The following is a 14,672-nucleotide window of genomic DNA, read 5'->3' as shown; positions in this document are numbered from 1 at the left end:
ATGAAGACTCGATGGCCTGATCTCGTGTTATACTGCCTGGAGCTGGCATACAGCAATCGTCGCTACGGACGGCGTGGCAGGGGCATATGGGCAAGCTGGCGCAGGAGGCCAATCGGCCGCTACAAGAAACTATCTCTCGCAATCTTGGCATCATTGTGGGGCTTTTTTTTCTTGCCTCGGTGCTGATTGATCTTTCTGTCTACGGTTTTGAAGTACTGGTCTCTCCGGCTTTCCGGCTTCGCCAGGTCATGCTTTTTCTGGGGCTCTTCTACCTCCTCCTTGCCCTGATTGATCACTCCCTGGTCCGGTACCTCCAGGTGGGGGTGCTGTTTCTCATCTCCTACGCCATGGTTCTCTTCCCGTCCCGGGCCTACAATATTCCTCCCTATCTGGTGATGTCGGCGGCACTTCTGGCAGCGCACAAAATGCAGCTTCTGGGGCGGAACACCACCCGCTTTTTGGGAACACAGGTCATAATTGCCATAACCCTGGTCTTTCTGGCCGGGGCGCTCCACGGGGCTGCCCTTCATCAGAGCATGCATCTTGTGGTGGTGGTAATTCTCTGCTTCGCCACGCTCTACGTATTTTTTGAAGGTGAGATCGCGGAGTTGCGGAAGGAGCGGGATCACCTGAACGAACAGACTCTCGATCTGCGTCCCGTGGCGGAACTGGGAGAGAACATCTCCGGGGTGGTTCACGATTTCAAGGGCGACGTGGCGGGAATCTATGCCCTGGCGCAGATCGAGGAGATTTCGGGAAACTCCAGGGTTGCGCAGAAACTCAAGCGCTATGGAGATCGCTTGAACCGCAGGACCAACGCCATTCTCTACGTTGCAACGGCGCGGGATCGGGAAGAGCCCGAGGTGGTCCACCTTCAGGAACTTCTGGAAAACACGACCTATTATTTCTGGGGGGTCAAGAACGCTGTGCGCCACGAGGTAAAGTGTTCCATCCAGGGAAACTCACAAGCTGCGGTCCAGGCCTGCCGCTCTACCCTGCTGGTAATTTTCGAAAACATTCTCAAAAACTCGATCGAGGCCACCGAAGGACGGCCAGATCGGGAGATTCGCATCACCGTGACCGAGGTCGAGGAGGAGTCTTCGATGGTACAGGTGACCATATGGAACAGCGGGTGGCCCCTGCCCTTTGGAGACGGTGAGGTTGTGGATGTCCGGCGCGATGGGTTCTTTCAGAGAGGCCGCTCCGGGAAAAGCGGTGGATCGGGCATGGGCATGATGAACGTGATCCGTGCCCTGGAGCGGTTGGGGGCAGAGATGACCATGCAGGATGTTCCCGACGGTGTGGAAAGCCAGGTCATTATTCCCCGGATAACCCTGGAGTCCCGGCAAGCCGATCAGGCTGGTCAGGGCCAGGAAAACCGGAACCAGCCAGAGCGGACTCAAGCAAGCCAGAGCAATCGGGCTGATTGACAGCCCCCTGCCGGCCCTGGCTACAAGGCCGGCAGACGTCCCTTAGACAGCCCTTCTCCGGGGAGCTCTGTTAGTACGCCACAATGTGGGTTCCCTCGCGACCGGCCACAGCCTCCATAAGGCTTCCCTCGTTGGTGATGATCACGCGGTTTTCCGGGTCAGCCTGGACAAATTCGATGGCCGCCATCATCTTTGGCCCCATGGAGCCGGCGGGGAACTGCCCTTCCTGGTAGTAGTGCCGAGCCTGGGCCAGGGTGATCCTGTCCAGGGAACGCTCCTGGGGGGTTCCGAAGTTCAGAGTAACCTTGGGGACACCGGTAATGATTATCAGCGTTCGTGCATGGACCGCTATGGCCAGTTTCATGCTGGCCAGGTCCTTGTCGATCACACAATCCACACCTTCGATCGTTCCATCCTCGTGGTATGACACGGGGATTCCGCCGCCACCTCCGGTGACAAGCAAATACTGTTGCCGCAAAAGCTGACGGATCGCCTCTTTCTCTACAATATCGATAGGGTAGGGGGACGCCACAAAACGCCGCCAGCCCCGACCGGCATCCTCCTTGAGGAGCCACCCCTTCTCCTGGATCAGCTTTTGGGCCTGCTCCTCGGTGTAGAAGGGGCCAATGGGTTTTGTCGGTGCCTCCATGGCGGGATCAAACCGGTCGACGATCACCTGGGCGGGAATGGTAACCACGTTTTTCCAGATACCGCGCCTGATCATGGCGTTTTGCAGACACTGCTCGATCATGTAGCCCATGGATCCGCAGGTCATGGCGTCGAGCATGGCCAGGGGAATCTCGGGAACTTCCTCCCGGGCCAGCTCGTTCTGGAGCAAGAGGTTTCCCACCTGGGGCCCGTTCCCGTGGGTCACGATGAAGTTATATCCCTGGGCGATTAGCTCAACCACGGGATCCACCGTGCGGCGGACGTTCTCGAACTGCTCCTGAACGAGCCCCTTCTGCCCCTTCGCGATGATCGCGTTGCCCCCCAGGGCGATGACAGCCAGCTTGTGGGGGTCTACCTGTGTGTGACTCATGGAGTCAGTGTATCACCAGCGGAAGCTGGAGGCTAGGATGTTTTTTGCTCTTCCTTCTGTCGGGGAGGTAGAGGCGCTACAAGTTCCCTGAACCAGGAGGGAATCGGCGTGGGGAGCTGGGTTGCCCCATCGACACAGGCCATGCGGGTCTGGGCCGTTGCGTGAAGTGTGCCGTCTTCACCGACGATCCGGTAATGGAGGGTAAAGCTGCTTTTGCCCAGGTCCGAGGCGGTAATAAGGACACGCACCGACGGCACCAGTTCAATGGGGCGTTTGTACTCGCAGGAAGCCCGAACCACCAGGAAGAGCGGGTTCTCGGCTCTTCGTTCAGCGCGAAACTGGTCGATCATAAAGCGGGTTCGTGCCGATTCTATGAGGGTAAAGTAGTCGGCATGATTCACGTGTCCGTAGGCATCAAGATCCCGGAAGCGAATCTCTACGGTCAGATCAAACTGGGGGTCCTGGAGCGGCTCTGTTTCTGTCATGCCCCACATGGTACCGCAAAGAATCCCCCCGGGCTACCACACCACCACGGGACGCCCCGCAAAATGGTGCACCACAAGGTCCAGGGAGAAAACTCGTCCAAGGTTTTCCGTGGTCATGACCTGGTCCACCGGGCCTTCATCAAGGAGGCGTCCTCCCTGAAGAAGGATCAGTCGATCGGCGGCTGCTGCTGCAAACTCCGGGTCGTGGGTGGTGAATATCACCGTGACACCCTCGGTTTGCAGGGCCTTCACCAGATCTGCGGTGCGGCGCTTGTTGCGGAGATCCAGGTGTGCCGTGGGCTCATCCATGAGGAGTATCCGCGGCTCCTGAGCCAGAGAGCGGGCTACCAGAGCCAGCTGCTTCTCTCCGCCGCTGGTGTTTGCCACGGGATGGTTTCTTCGAGCTGCAAGGCCCACCCGTTCCAGGGCCTCCCGGGCGATCCGGGCGTCGGCGGGACGTGGTGTCTGGAGGGGAGACAGATAGGGCGCACGCCCCAAAAGAACGTAGTCCAGGAGGGTATACTCGAAGGGAACGTGTTCATCCTGGGGAACCAGGGAGATGGTCTGGCCCATCTCGCGGCGGGAGATGGCCCGTGACCTGCGGCCGAAGAGACTCACCTCTCCCTTCTCCGGCAGAAGCCAGCCCAGGAGGATGTTCAGCAGGGTGGTTTTTCCCACACCGTTTGGGCCGAGGATCGCCGTGATAGTTCCTTCTGTAACGGAGAGGGTAATATCCTGGAGGACTTCCTCTGCTGCCCGGGGGTAGCGGAAGCTGACATCTTTCAGTGAGACTGCCGGATGTGGGGAAACCCCGGGGTGATCAGAGCTCTTCATCAGCGTTCCATCCGAATATTGTGGGTCAGGAGAAGGACGATAAACGCCGAGGCTCCCACCAGGGAAGTAACGATGCCCAGGGGTATCTCTCCTGCCACAAGGGTTCGACACAGAGTGTCAGCGACAACAACGAAGATCGCTCCCAGGAGGATCGCCGCCGGCAGCGCCACCAGTGCATCGGCCCGGAAGAGGCGTCGGGCGCTATGGGGAACGATCAGGCCCACCCAGCCGACGATTCCGGCGATGGAGATTACCGACGCCGCAGCCACCGTGGCTGCGATGAGGAGCGCCAATCGTTCCCGGTCGGGTCGGGCCCCCAGGGAAAAGGCAACGCGATCCTGCAGAGAGAGCAGGTTCAGGCGGTAACGCCGGAGAAAGGCGATGGTTATTCCCAGGATCGCTGCCGGGGCGATGCGGAAGACCTCCTGCCAGGAGACGTTCCAGAGCCCCCCCAGCATCCAGAAGGTGATCTCCGGAAGATCCTCCAGGGGATCAGCCAGGTATTTTATAGCCCCCACACCCGCAGAAAAAAGAGCTGATACAGCGATCCCCGAAAGGACCAGCCGCAGTATCCACCCTCCGAAGCGCAGGCGCCGGGCAATTTGGTAGGTCAGGGCCAGGGCACCCAGAGCGCAGAGTGCCGCCGACCCCTGGATCGCGGCAGGGTTATGGCCGACCAGGATGATTGCCAGAGCAGCTCCGAAGGCCGCTCCCTGGGAGACCCCCACCAGACCGGGCTCCACCAGGGGGTTCGCAAAGAGCATTTGCATTACCACACCGGCCGCTGCGAGGGAACTTCCCAGGAGGGCCGCTGCGATGATTCGGGGGAGACGCAACTCGAGCACCAGGCGCACGGCCAGGGGATCGTCCCGCAGGAGAAGAGGGTTCATGAACCCCGGTTGCGGATACCTCCCGACCAGGCTCGCTGCGACCATAACCAGGGGAAGAAGTACTGCCAGCGCGGTCAGGGCCTGGGCTTCCCTCCTGGGCGCGATCAGGGAAGGTCTCCTGTGAGAACGGGGGCAATCAGCCTCTCGAAGGAGTCTCCTTCGATCCGGTAGAGGGTGCTGAAGAATTGGCGAATCTGTCCTTCCAGGGGAGTCTGTGAAAACGCCCGGGGATGAAAGGTCCGGGCAAGCCACTGAAGGCCCAGAAGCCAGCGCACATCAGGTTGATCCCAGCTGTAATAATCCCGGGGCATCGCGTAAAAGCGGTTGTCCCGAACCGCCTGGAGCTGGCGCCACCGGGGGTGGCTGGCCAGATCATCCCGAAGGGCCGGGGCCTCGCCCCCGTAGTCCACCAGAATGATCGTCTCGGGATTCCAGGCAGCGATCTGTTCGAAACTGACCGTAGACCAGCCTCCGCCGGGGTTCGCCTCCAGCCACAGGGGTATCCCCCCGGCCATTTCTACCAGGCTGGTCTGAAGCCATCCTGCAGGGGGAACGTTGAACGAGATCTGCCCCCCCGATCGGCGGTAATAGATCAGAAGAGTGGTGGGGCGTTCTTCCCGGGGGATAGTGGTTGTGGTATCGGTCACAGCCCGGGCGGTCTCCCGGAAGAACCGGGCCAGCTCCCGGCCTCGTTCTTCCTGGTCCAGGGTCTCTCCCAGCATGAGCAGCTCCCGGTAGTACTGCTCCGGTGTCTCCAGGTCCACGTAGATCACGGGAAACCCCAGCCGCTCCAGGGGTCTCCCCAGGTTTTCCCGAACTCCTGACTTCAGGATTACCAGATCAGGTCTGAGGGCCGCCACCTGTTCGGCTCCCACGGTGCGTTCCAGCTGGGTGATCTCGTTGTAGCGGGGATGGGTCACCTCCAGGAAGTTGGCCGGCCCCTGGGTGTTTCTGCCAAGCCCCACGGTGCGATCGGGAACACCCGGGAAGGCCCAGAGCACTCCGGCGGTCATGATCATGGCCCGTCCCGCCGTGACAATCCGCTGAGGGGGCGCCTCAAGGGTCACCTGGCGGCCCAGCGCATCGGTTACGGTTCGGCTGTATCCGGTTTCGGCGGCCTGGAGCTGCCCGGGAATCAACTCGGGGAACGTCATGATCCCTGCAAGGAACCACATCGTGGCAACCAGGGCCGGGCGGGAACTGCCGAAGCGGGTGCGTCTGGATATCGAAGGTGAAAAGCGTTTCATCGGTGGGAATTGTGTCCCGACTGGACCTTCCGGTCAAGCGCTAATCTTCCGGGTTCGCAACAATCAACCGGAATAAGCAGCCGGGATAATCAGGCGGGCTGGAGACGGGATCCCCGGCTGCCCGGCCGCGGCCGCGGGTCGCGCTTCTTTTCTTGACAAGCTGAGGAACCGGGCGCACACTATTTTTCTCTATCAAGAACTGCCCCGTGGAATGATTCCACAGGGTGAGAACCAGAGACCGCGCTTTGAGTGAGCGTTGTATGTCTCGGAAGGGGTACCTATGTTGCAGGATTTTTTGTATCACCGCCCCGTCTCTTTGGACGAGGCCTTTCGCATCCTTGACGAGTCAGCTCAGGACGCTACCGTCTTTGCTGGAGGAACCGACCTCTTTGTCGGTATTCGTGCAGGGATTTCCCGGCCCCGGGTGGTGGTGGATCTCAAGGGAATCCCCGAGCTTCATCGTCTTTCCTGGAGCGATGGCGAAGGGCTTTCGGTGGGGGCTTGTGTGACGGTAAATCAGCTCCTGGCTGATTCCGGTGTGGCAGAGCGCTTTCCTGTGCTTCACGCGGCGGGAGAGCAGCTGGCCACGTTTCAGTTGAGGAACCGGGCCACCCTGGTGGGGAACATCGTTACGGCCAGCCCCTGTGGCGATTTTGGTTCGCCCCTGCTCACTCTGGGGGGGATTGTGGAGCTGGCTTCTTCGTCGGGGGTACGTCAGGTGCCGCTGGCGGAGTTCATCACCGGGGTAAAGCAGACGATCATCGGCCCTTCGGAGATAGTAACCCGTCTGGTGGTTCCTCCCGACTGGGCGGGCGCCTTCGGAGGGTACCAGAAGCTCAAACGAATCAAGGGCCACGATCTGGGCGTTGTCAGCGTCGCCATGGTTTCTCTCAAGGGAACAATGCGCTTTGGCATCAGCTCGGCGGCCCCCACGCCGGTTCTTCTGGCTGACATTCCCCTGGAGACTCCCCTGGAGACGGTGCAGGCCCAGGCTCAAGCCGCGATTTCTCCCATCGATGACGTGCGCTGTACCAGGGAATACCGGGCTTTTATGGTGAACATCTTTATTCGTCGCTTGATGGAAGCGTGCAAGCAGGAGGCCTGCGCATGAGAACAGTACATTTTACCCTGAACGGGGAACGCTATGAACGGAACGTTCCGGAACACAAGACCCTTCTCCACTATCTGCGGGAGGACTTGGGGTACACCGGAACAAAGGAGGGCTGCGGGGCCGGCGAGTGTGGCGCCTGCACGATCATCATGAACGGTGATGCCGTCAATTCCTGTCTGGTACTCGCTGCCGAGATCGATGGAGCTGTCCTGGAAACGGTCGAGGGCGAGGCCCGGGGAGAAGAACTGACCCTTGTCCAGAAAGCCTTCGACCGGCATCACGCCGTGCAGTGCGGCTACTGCACGGGAGGGATGATCATGAGCGTGAAGGACCTCCTGAGGCGAAACCCCAACCCCGATCGGGAGGCGGTGATCGAGGGAATCGAGGGGAACTTCTGCCGGTGCACTGGCTACGAGCAAATTATCGAAGCTGTTCTGGATGCCGCCAGTCAGGGTGCAGCCCGGGAGATAGCACAGAGAGATGCCGCCGGTGAGACCCGGGGAGGAGGCAACGATGCTTGACCAGATACCGGCACAAGACCTGAAGTACGTGGGCCGCGAAACGGCCCGGATTGACGCCGTGGAGAAACTCACCGGTCGGGCAACCTATGTTTCGGACATGGCTGTTCCGGGAATGCTCTTTGCCCGGGTCAAGACCAGCCCTCATGCCCGGGCGAAGATCCTCTCCATCGACACGTCTGCTGCCCGGGCGATTCCCGGTGTGCGGGCCGTGGTGACAGGCAAGGACCTGGAGTACAAGCTGGGGCTCTACGTGGTGGACAAGGACATCCTCGCCCGTGACGAGGTGCGTCATTTCGGCGAGGCCGTGGCGGCCGTGGCAGCCGATACCCTGGAGACTGCCCAGAAAGCAGTGGAGGCCATCCAGATCGACTACGAGGTGCTGGAACCGGTACTTCATCCCAAGGATGCCCTGAAAGAGGATGCTCCTCTGGTTCATCCCGATCTGGGATCCTATTCCTATATGGAGGCAGCCTTTACTCCCAAACCGGGCACCAACATTGCAAACCACACGCGTCTGAGAAAGGGTGATTTGGAGCGGGGGTTTGCTTCAAGCGAATGGATCATCGATCGGGAGTACACCAACCCCTCGGTTCAGCACGTCCCTATGGAAACCCACGTCGCGATTGTGCAGTGGTCTGCGGGAGATCAGGTTCAGATCTGGTCCAGCGCGCAGTCTCCCTTTACCCTGCGAAATCTCTTTTGCATCGCCTTCGGACTTCCTCACCGGAATGTGCGGGTTCAAATACCCTACGTAGGCGGCGGTTTCGGAGGAAAGGCCGGTATCGGAATAGAACCCCTCGTGGCTGTTCTCTCCCGCGCTGCCGGGGGGCGTCCGGTGAAGCTTACCGCCACCCGGGAAGAGGAGTTCAGCCTCCTTCCCTGCCGCAGCCAGCTCACCTACCGGATCAAGACCGGAATCTCCCGGGAGGGAAAAATTCTGGCCCAGCAGATGACCATGTACTGGGATTCCGGCGCCTATGCCGACTACGCCGTGAATGTAACCCGGGCCTCGGGGTACTCCGCCGGGGGACCCTACGAGATTCCCAATGCGGCGGTCGACGCCTACACGGTGTACACCAACAAGCCCTTCGGTACGGCCTACCGGGGTTTCGGCCACGTGGAGTTCTTCTGGGGCCTCGAGCGCCACATGGATCTGATCGCCCAGGCGATCGGGATGGATCCCCTGGAGTTTCGCCTCAAGAACACCCTGAAACCGGGATCTGTAACGCTCACGGGAGAGAAGATTACCTCCCATACGGGAGATATCGATAAGTGCCTCACAAAGGCTGCCGAGATGATCCGCTATGGAGAAGTATCACCCGAGGAAGAGGCTTTGGCCGCACGAAGCGGGAAGAAAATCGGCAAGGCCGTGGTGGGGCTCCATAAGGCCCCGGCCATGCCGCCCTTCACGGCGACCACGGTGATCATCAAAATGAACGAAGACGGTTCTGTTACGGCCAACATCAGCTTGATCGATTACGGTCAGGGAACCTACACCGCCGTGGCCCAGATGATCGCCGAGCGTCTCGGGTTTCCCCTGGAACGGGTCAAGGTTGCCTTCGAGAGCGACACCGACCGGGATCCCTACGACTGGCAAACCGTGGCCTCCAAGGGGTTGCTCCTGAGTGGTAACGCAGCCATCCTGGCGGCGGAAGACCTTCTCCGGAACGCCTACAACGATGCCGCCCAGGTCTTGCGGGCCAACGTGATCGATCTGGATCACGATTCCGAGGGGATTTTTGTCCGCCACCGTGAAGAAGAGCGAGTTTCTTTCCGGCAGCTGGCGATCGGCTACGCCTATCCCAACGGGAACGCCATTGGCGGTCCTCTGGTAGGAGTCGGGCGCTATATTGCCCAGGGTCTGACCCACCTGAACAAGGAAACCGGTCAGGGCCTCCCCGCCCTGGACTGGACCTACGGGGCCCACGGCATGATCGTCGCTGTGGATCCCGAAACGGGAGAGTACGATGTTCTGAAGGTAGCCTCGGTGTTTGATGCGGGCCGGGTGATCAACCCCGGCGCGTTTCGGGGCCAGGCGATTGGAGGAATGCTCCAGGGGCTGGGAACCGCCACGGTGGAGGGGTACATCTACGACCAGAAGGGCCATCTTTTGAACCCCTCCTTTACGGACAACAAGATTCCCACCTCCCGGGATCTTCCCCTGGAGGTGGAGACCTTTGGGGTGGAGTGTCCCCAGCTTGACGGACCCTACGGTGCGCGAGGTGTGGGTGAGCATTCCATGATCTCCGTGGCGGCTGCTCTGGGGAACGCGATCCAGCGTGCCAGCGGAGCCGAGCTGACGCATATGCCTTTGCGTTTCGAGGATGTCTGGCGGGCGCTGAATCGCAAGGAACCGGTGGATAACTGGATCACCAAGAGCCCCCGGGGGAGCTGCAAGTCGGCTCCGGAGATCGGCAAGTATCAGTGTGACTGACTGTGAGCGGACGTTCCCGGCGGTGGATTGCGTTATCCCCGCCGGGGGCCTTTCGCAGCGGATGAACCCGGCCCATTCCCGGCCCGTTCCCAAGGCGCTGTTCAGCCTGGGGGGGAGAACCCTCCTGGCTCGGGTGGTCGAGCAGGCCCGGGAGGTTTGTTCCCGTTGCTTTGTGGTTACCGGTTGGGGAGCCGACGAGGTAGCCCGGGAGGCGGCCTCTCTTGCAGGGGTTACGGTGGTGCATAACCCCGACTTCGCCCTGGGTATGGTCTCGTCGATTCTTGCGGGGGCCCGTCAGGTCCGTAGTGAGTGGTTTTTTGTTGCCCCCGCCGATATGCCCTTTCTGAGCCCTGCCGTGTATCGTGCGGTGTTATCCGGGGCGCTGGCGGGCTCCGATGAAATGTCCCGGGGGGAAATCTCCCGCGGGGAGGATGTCTTCTTTCCCCTGAACCAGGGCAAGCGGGGGCATCCCGTATTGATCCGGCGAGCTCTTCTGCCCGAGCTTGAGACAGCCTTTGAGAGGGCCCGGGAGGAATCCCGATCCCGGGGGAGCCGGGAGGAGATCCTCCTGAAGATGCTGCTTCGGGACCGCTCCTGCCGGGGGGTCCCGGTCGTCACCGACGATATCCGGGTTGATCTGGACACGCCGGAGGAGCTCGCCCGGGCTCAGGAACGGTGTGCTCCCTGAACACTAGAAGTGGAGAAAGGCCTGGGAATCGAGGCCGATCATGCGGGATTCTCCCGTAGATATCACCTCGGGGTGCGCCCCGGTATTAAAGAACCATCGGTAGTCAAAAACGTTCAGGGGGTCCTGCATCGGCTCCTCATGGATCGTCAGTGTCTGGAATCGGGCTCGCCGGGATCGTTGGAGCTGGTGCATCCGGTTGAGGTGGCGTGGCGGAATCTTGGGATAGGGGATGTCGCTGATAAGAACCACATCGGAAGAAGCTCCCGGGTCGGAGTTTTCCAGGAGGTTCAGCGCTGCCTCCATGGCAGGAGACACATCGTACCCCTCGGTAAAGGGGCGATCCAGGAAATTCAGGAGATTCAGAAGGAGTTCTTCCGGGATTTCCGGGGGTGCGCCTGCCTTCAGTGCTGGTGAGGGTGTTTCCGGGAAGCCCTCCCGGCTGAGAGGCTCTTCATCGCAGAGGGGGGCTGTTTCCAGGACTTCCAGCTGCGGGGTGCAGGCAAAGACCGAGATTGATCGTCCCCTTTTGAGGGCCTCGCTGAGGACTCCCAGGATTGTGGCGCGCGCCACTGCTTCGGGAGTTCCTCGCATGGACCCGCTGGTATCGATGCAGAGAATCAGTTTTCCCAGGGCCGGCCTGGGTCCGGGCATTTCCCGGGCAGGAGGAGAAGACCAGTGCGTTCGCAGGCACCGGCGCTGGTGCTGCAGTTGCAGCAGCGACTGATCGGAGAGTTTCCGCAAGAACAGAGCTTCCGTAGCGTCATCGGCCAGGAGGGCCAGCTCGCCAGGCAGGACTCCCGGGAATGCGCTTCCCAGGCCCAGGCCGGTTATTTCTCCACACCCCAGATCTTCCTCGACTTGCCGGACCCGGGGGAGGGGATCGGTGATGGTGGTCTCTCTGACACCAGGCGGGGAGAGATCCTTCAGGAGCAACTGGCAGAGATGCTTGAGGCCCGGTGCGCTTTCAAGGAAGGCGTTGCATCGCGATAGGGTTTCCCAGCACAGGTCCTGGGGGTCAGCCTCCAGAATATTCCATCGGCCGGTTACGCCCAGAAGGCTCTGGAGCTTGTGCTGGTGGTGTTGGAGTCGGGGGATAAGATTGTTCAGGTGATCCGCAAGCGGATTGGCCACCAGGCGAAGGGCCCTCTCCTGCTGGAGTTCCCGCTGCTCCTGCAGGGCCTGGTGCCGGGCGTCCAGGAACCGTTTCTGGAGGACCTGGAGGTGTCGATCGGTGGTGGCAAAGGGGAGTTTTTGCTGTAGCTGATCCCAGCGTTCGCGGTGCCGGGGCCAGGTGTTCTGGGCAAGGCGGAGCTGTTTTTCCAGTCCCTCGGCAGTGAGGGCGGCGGAAGGGCTCTCGGTTCCGCTCGTCGGATCAGGGCCTCCCGCCGAGAGATCGGGCGCGGAGGGTCTCTCTCGTCCCTGATGCTGGAGATCCGCCCAGATCGAGGCAAACCAGGACGATACCTCGGCCGATATCTGTTCTGCCAGGGCATCGTCGGTTCCTGCGGCCACGGTGTTGAGCAGAAGGGTGTAGAAATGCTCCACGCTCCGGGCCAGGGGGGGCGGCAGCTCCGTGGCAGATTGTTTCGAGCCGGCAGGGGCCGACTCTTTTTCGGGAGCGGAGACGCCCTCGGGGTCGGTGAAAAATCGGTAGAGTTCACGAAACAGAACGGTCCGGATCTGCTGTGACGCTTCCATGGACGCCGTGCTACTCCAGTTCATGAAGAGCCTGGTCTATCTCCATTTGGAGTTCAGCAAAATCCCGGGCTGCCTGATCCATACCGGCGGCTACGATTTCCGCGTAGGAGCGGTGAACAAAGAGGTGCTGCTCTGCTTCTCCACTGGCTGCGTCGCGGTAGGCCTGGACGGCTTCCGTCGTGGTCTCCGTCTCCCGGCGGATTTCCTGGAGGCGTTTCGTCAGGGCCTCTTTTGTTTCTGCCGTGACTTCCACCTCTTCCTGGCAGGTTCGTTGAACACGGCTGGTCTCGACCGGGAAGGGTTCCCCGGCGACTTCCACGGTGGATGGATCGATCAAACGGACGGGCAGGCGTTCCGAGTAGGCAAAGTCGTCAGCTTCGCCGTAGAAGAAGAGATCTGTTTCCTGGGGTTTCTCCGTGGAGAGGTTCTGGAAGTCCCCGATCCAGATAAGAGTAAGGTGATCCTCCACAAAATCCAGGAGGCGATAGTACTCGCCCCGGTACGCTGTGGGTTCATCGATCTCCTCCTGGAGCGTCTTGTAGCGGGCTGTGCGGAACTCCGAGAGAGCATCGCCCAGGCGGAGCCGCGTTGCTTCGGGGTCAAAACGGCCCGAGGTGCTGTAACGGTAGAGGGCCTCCTCGATGATGGTGTTCACCACGGTGCGCTCTTCCGGACGGGACCAGAGACAGTGACGCATGAGGATGCAATCCAGGACGTCCACCTCGGCGCGGTCGTTGAGGAAGGCACTGGTTCGCAGGAGATGGGCCACCTGTTTCCACCGGCGGTCGCTCACGACGATGGGCTGAGTCGTCTCGCCTGCCGTCGAGAGCCGGTTGTGGCGGGATATTCGTTCCCGAACGTCCAGAATGAACTCCTGAATATCCTGAGGGAGGGTGATGTTTCTGATCTCCTGTTGCCACTGGTCCAGCTCCTCCGACCTGATTTTGTCGGCACCTTGAGGTTCCGGCGGCGTTGTCTCTTCGGTGCTCAGCAGCAGGTCCAGGAAGGATTCCTTCCGCGTAACCGGCACGCTCTCCAGGCGTAACAGAAAGCGATCCCAGAGGTTCTCCAAGGTGGGATCGTCCTTGGGGAGTGTTCCGGCAGCACCGATAACGGTTTTCAGGGGAATTGCCATCTCTTCCCGGCCGTTGCGGAAGCGTCGCTCGCTGATAGCTGTCAGAAGCGTGTTCAGTATGGGGCTCGATGCGTTCCAGAGTTCATCAAGAAAGACGATCTCTGCTGCCGGAAGAAAGCCCTCTACCACCCGCTCGTAGAGATCATAGTTTTTCAGGCGGGTGATTGAAACGGGGCCAAAAAGCTCTTCGGGGGTGCTGAAGCGTCCCAGGAGGTATTCGAAACTGCGGGCGTCCTGAAACAGTCCCGGAAGTCGCCGGGCGATCATGCTCTTTGCCACGCCCGGCGGGCCGTAGAGAAAGAGATTTTGCTGGGAGATCGCCGCCAGTACAGCAAGCCGGAGAGTCTCTTCCTTTTCGAAGAGGTTTGTTGAGAGCGCTTGAATAAGCCTTCTGATTCGGTCTGCACGCATACCGATACTCTTTCCCTTTCTTGGAACGGTGTCAAGCGCCCCGGGATTGTTGTGTTCCCCGGGAGGGGGGACTCCCCGGGTTTTGCTGTTCAGGATAGTATGGGTCCATGAAATACAGCGATTCCGATTCTCTCCTGATCTGGCAGGAGAAGACGCGCACGGATCTGGTGGAAACTCCCGTCTTTTCGCTGGTCCAAAGCCTGCGGCGAAGTTCCTTTGGTCAGGAGAGGACCTACTATGTGATGGAGGCCCCCGACTGGGTAAATCTGATTGCCCTGACCCGGGATAGTTCCGGGCGGGACTGTTTTGTCATGGTCAGGCAGTTTCGTCATGGAAGTAACTGCCTCTCCCTGGAGTTCCCCGGCGGTGTGGTCGATGCAGGGGAAACTCCCGGTCAGGCCGCGCTGCGGGAACTCCGGGAAGAGACGGGGTATCAGGTCCGGCAGGGGGCATCCCGGGGGGCGATGGAGTTTCTTGGCTCTGTTAATCCCAACCCGGCTCTTATGAATAACCGGTGCCACACTTTTTTTGCTCCTGCCGTGGAAAAGGTCGCCGAGCCCGCGCCCGAGAGTGATGAACACCTGGAGGTTTGCCTTGTTCCACTGGAGGAGCTTCTGGCGGGGGAACGGGCCGAAGAGTTTGATCACGCCATGATGCATGTTGCTCTGGGGTTCTTGCTCGGACGGTTGGGAACTCCCGATATCTCCCGGCTCACCAACAGGTGATGAGAACCGACCGGCCGGAAATCG

13 protein-coding genes are annotated in these 14,672 nt (G+C 60.5%); 6 read left to right on the top strand and 7 right to left on the bottom strand.

Going from position 1 to position 14,672, the window contains the following annotated elements; translation table 11 throughout:
• The first annotated feature begins 86 nt into the window (after nt 1-86).
• Nucleotides 87-1,430, top strand: a complete 1,344-nt coding sequence (locus tag BW950_RS08975) for an ATP-binding protein (protein ID WP_076488949.1) — start codon at nt 87-89, stop codon at nt 1,428-1,430.
• A gap of 70 nt (nt 1,431-1,500) precedes the next feature.
• On the opposite strand, the gene arcC is transcribed toward BW950_RS08975, so the two are convergent.
• Genes arcC through BW950_RS08950 form a run of 5 tightly spaced genes read right to left on the bottom strand, consistent with a single transcriptional unit; the run spans nt 1,501 to nt 5,925 of the window.
• Nucleotides 1,501-2,469 carry a carbamate kinase gene (gene arcC / locus BW950_RS08970; RefSeq protein WP_076488948.1) on the bottom strand — a complete coding sequence of 323 codons (969 nt, stop codon included), beginning with the start codon at nt 2,467-2,469 and terminating at the stop codon, nt 1,501-1,503.
• A 32-nt stretch (nt 2,470-2,501) separates the two neighbouring features.
• Nucleotides 2,502-2,963, bottom strand: a complete 462-nt coding sequence (locus tag BW950_RS08965) for an acyl-CoA thioesterase (RefSeq protein WP_234969073.1) — start codon at nt 2,961-2,963, stop codon at nt 2,502-2,504.
• Between the two features lie 24 nt (nt 2,964-2,987).
• Nucleotides 2,988-3,788 (bottom strand): ABC transporter ATP-binding protein, encoded by an 801-nt coding sequence (locus BW950_RS08960; RefSeq protein ID WP_076488946.1) that lies wholly within the window; start codon nt 3,786-3,788, stop codon nt 2,988-2,990.
• Nucleotides 3,788-4,723: a FecCD family ABC transporter permease gene (locus tag BW950_RS08955; protein ID WP_083943879.1), complete on the bottom strand. Its 936-nt coding sequence runs from the start codon at nt 4,721-4,723 to the stop codon at nt 3,788-3,790. Before BW950_RS08955 ends, BW950_RS08960 begins: the two co-directional genes overlap by 1 nt.
• A gap of 59 nt (nt 4,724-4,782) precedes the next feature.
• On the bottom strand, nt 4,783-5,925 hold the full coding sequence (locus BW950_RS08950) for an ABC transporter substrate-binding protein (RefSeq protein ID WP_076488945.1): 1,143 nt from the start codon (nt 5,923-5,925) through the stop codon (nt 4,783-4,785).
• A 280-nt stretch (nt 5,926-6,205) separates the two neighbouring features.
• On the opposite strand from BW950_RS08950, the gene BW950_RS08945 reads away from it, so the two are divergent.
• From BW950_RS08945 to BW950_RS08930, 4 genes are read left to right on the top strand one after another with little or no spacing between them, the layout of a single operon-like run.
• Nucleotides 6,206-7,036, top strand: coding sequence for an FAD binding domain-containing protein (locus BW950_RS08945; RefSeq protein ID WP_076488944.1), 831 nt, complete (start codon nt 6,206-6,208; stop codon nt 7,034-7,036).
• Entirely contained in the window at nt 7,033-7,557 is a 525-nt protein-coding gene (locus BW950_RS08940) for a (2Fe-2S)-binding protein (RefSeq protein ID WP_076488943.1), read from the top strand. Before BW950_RS08945 ends, BW950_RS08940 begins: the two co-directional genes overlap by 4 nt.
• Complete coding sequence (locus tag BW950_RS08935; RefSeq protein WP_076488942.1) at nt 7,550-9,991, top strand: xanthine dehydrogenase family protein molybdopterin-binding subunit; 2,442 nt, start codon at nt 7,550-7,552, stop codon at nt 9,989-9,991. The genes BW950_RS08940 and BW950_RS08935 overlap by 8 nt, the downstream gene beginning before the upstream one ends.
• Nucleotides 9,984-10,679 (top strand): nucleotidyltransferase family protein, encoded by a 696-nt coding sequence (locus BW950_RS08930; protein WP_076488941.1) that lies wholly within the window; start codon nt 9,984-9,986, stop codon nt 10,677-10,679. The genes BW950_RS08935 and BW950_RS08930 overlap by 8 nt, the downstream gene beginning before the upstream one ends.
• Before the next feature lie 3 nt (nt 10,680-10,682).
• Here BW950_RS08930 and BW950_RS08925 read toward each other — a convergent pair whose 3' ends face one another.
• Together BW950_RS08925 and BW950_RS08920 are read right to left on the bottom strand one after the other, a co-directional pair.
• A complete protein-coding gene (locus BW950_RS08925; RefSeq protein ID WP_143559186.1) occupies nt 10,683-12,401 on the bottom strand; it encodes a vWA domain-containing protein in 1,719 nt (572 codons plus the stop codon).
• On the bottom strand, nt 12,388-13,923 hold the full coding sequence (locus BW950_RS08920) for an AAA family ATPase (protein ID WP_076488939.1): 1,536 nt from the start codon (nt 13,921-13,923) through the stop codon (nt 12,388-12,390). The genes BW950_RS08925 and BW950_RS08920 overlap by 14 nt, the downstream gene beginning before the upstream one ends.
• 107 nt (nt 13,924-14,030) lie before the next feature.
• On the opposite strand from BW950_RS08920, the gene BW950_RS08915 reads away from it, so the two are divergent.
• The gene (locus tag BW950_RS08915; protein WP_076488938.1) at nt 14,031-14,648 is read left to right on the top strand and encodes an NUDIX hydrolase; all 618 of its coding nucleotides are present in this window, start codon (nt 14,031-14,033) and stop codon (nt 14,646-14,648) included.
• The last annotated feature ends 24 nt before the right edge of the window (nt 14,649-14,672 follow it).

The organism is Alkalispirochaeta americana, from assembly GCF_900156105.1.
Lineage (GTDB): Bacteria > Spirochaetota > Spirochaetia > DSM-27196 > Alkalispirochaetaceae > Alkalispirochaeta > Alkalispirochaeta americana.
The sequence above is the reverse complement of the archived record's forward strand: the minus strand, read 5'-3'. Positions and strand labels throughout refer to the sequence as shown.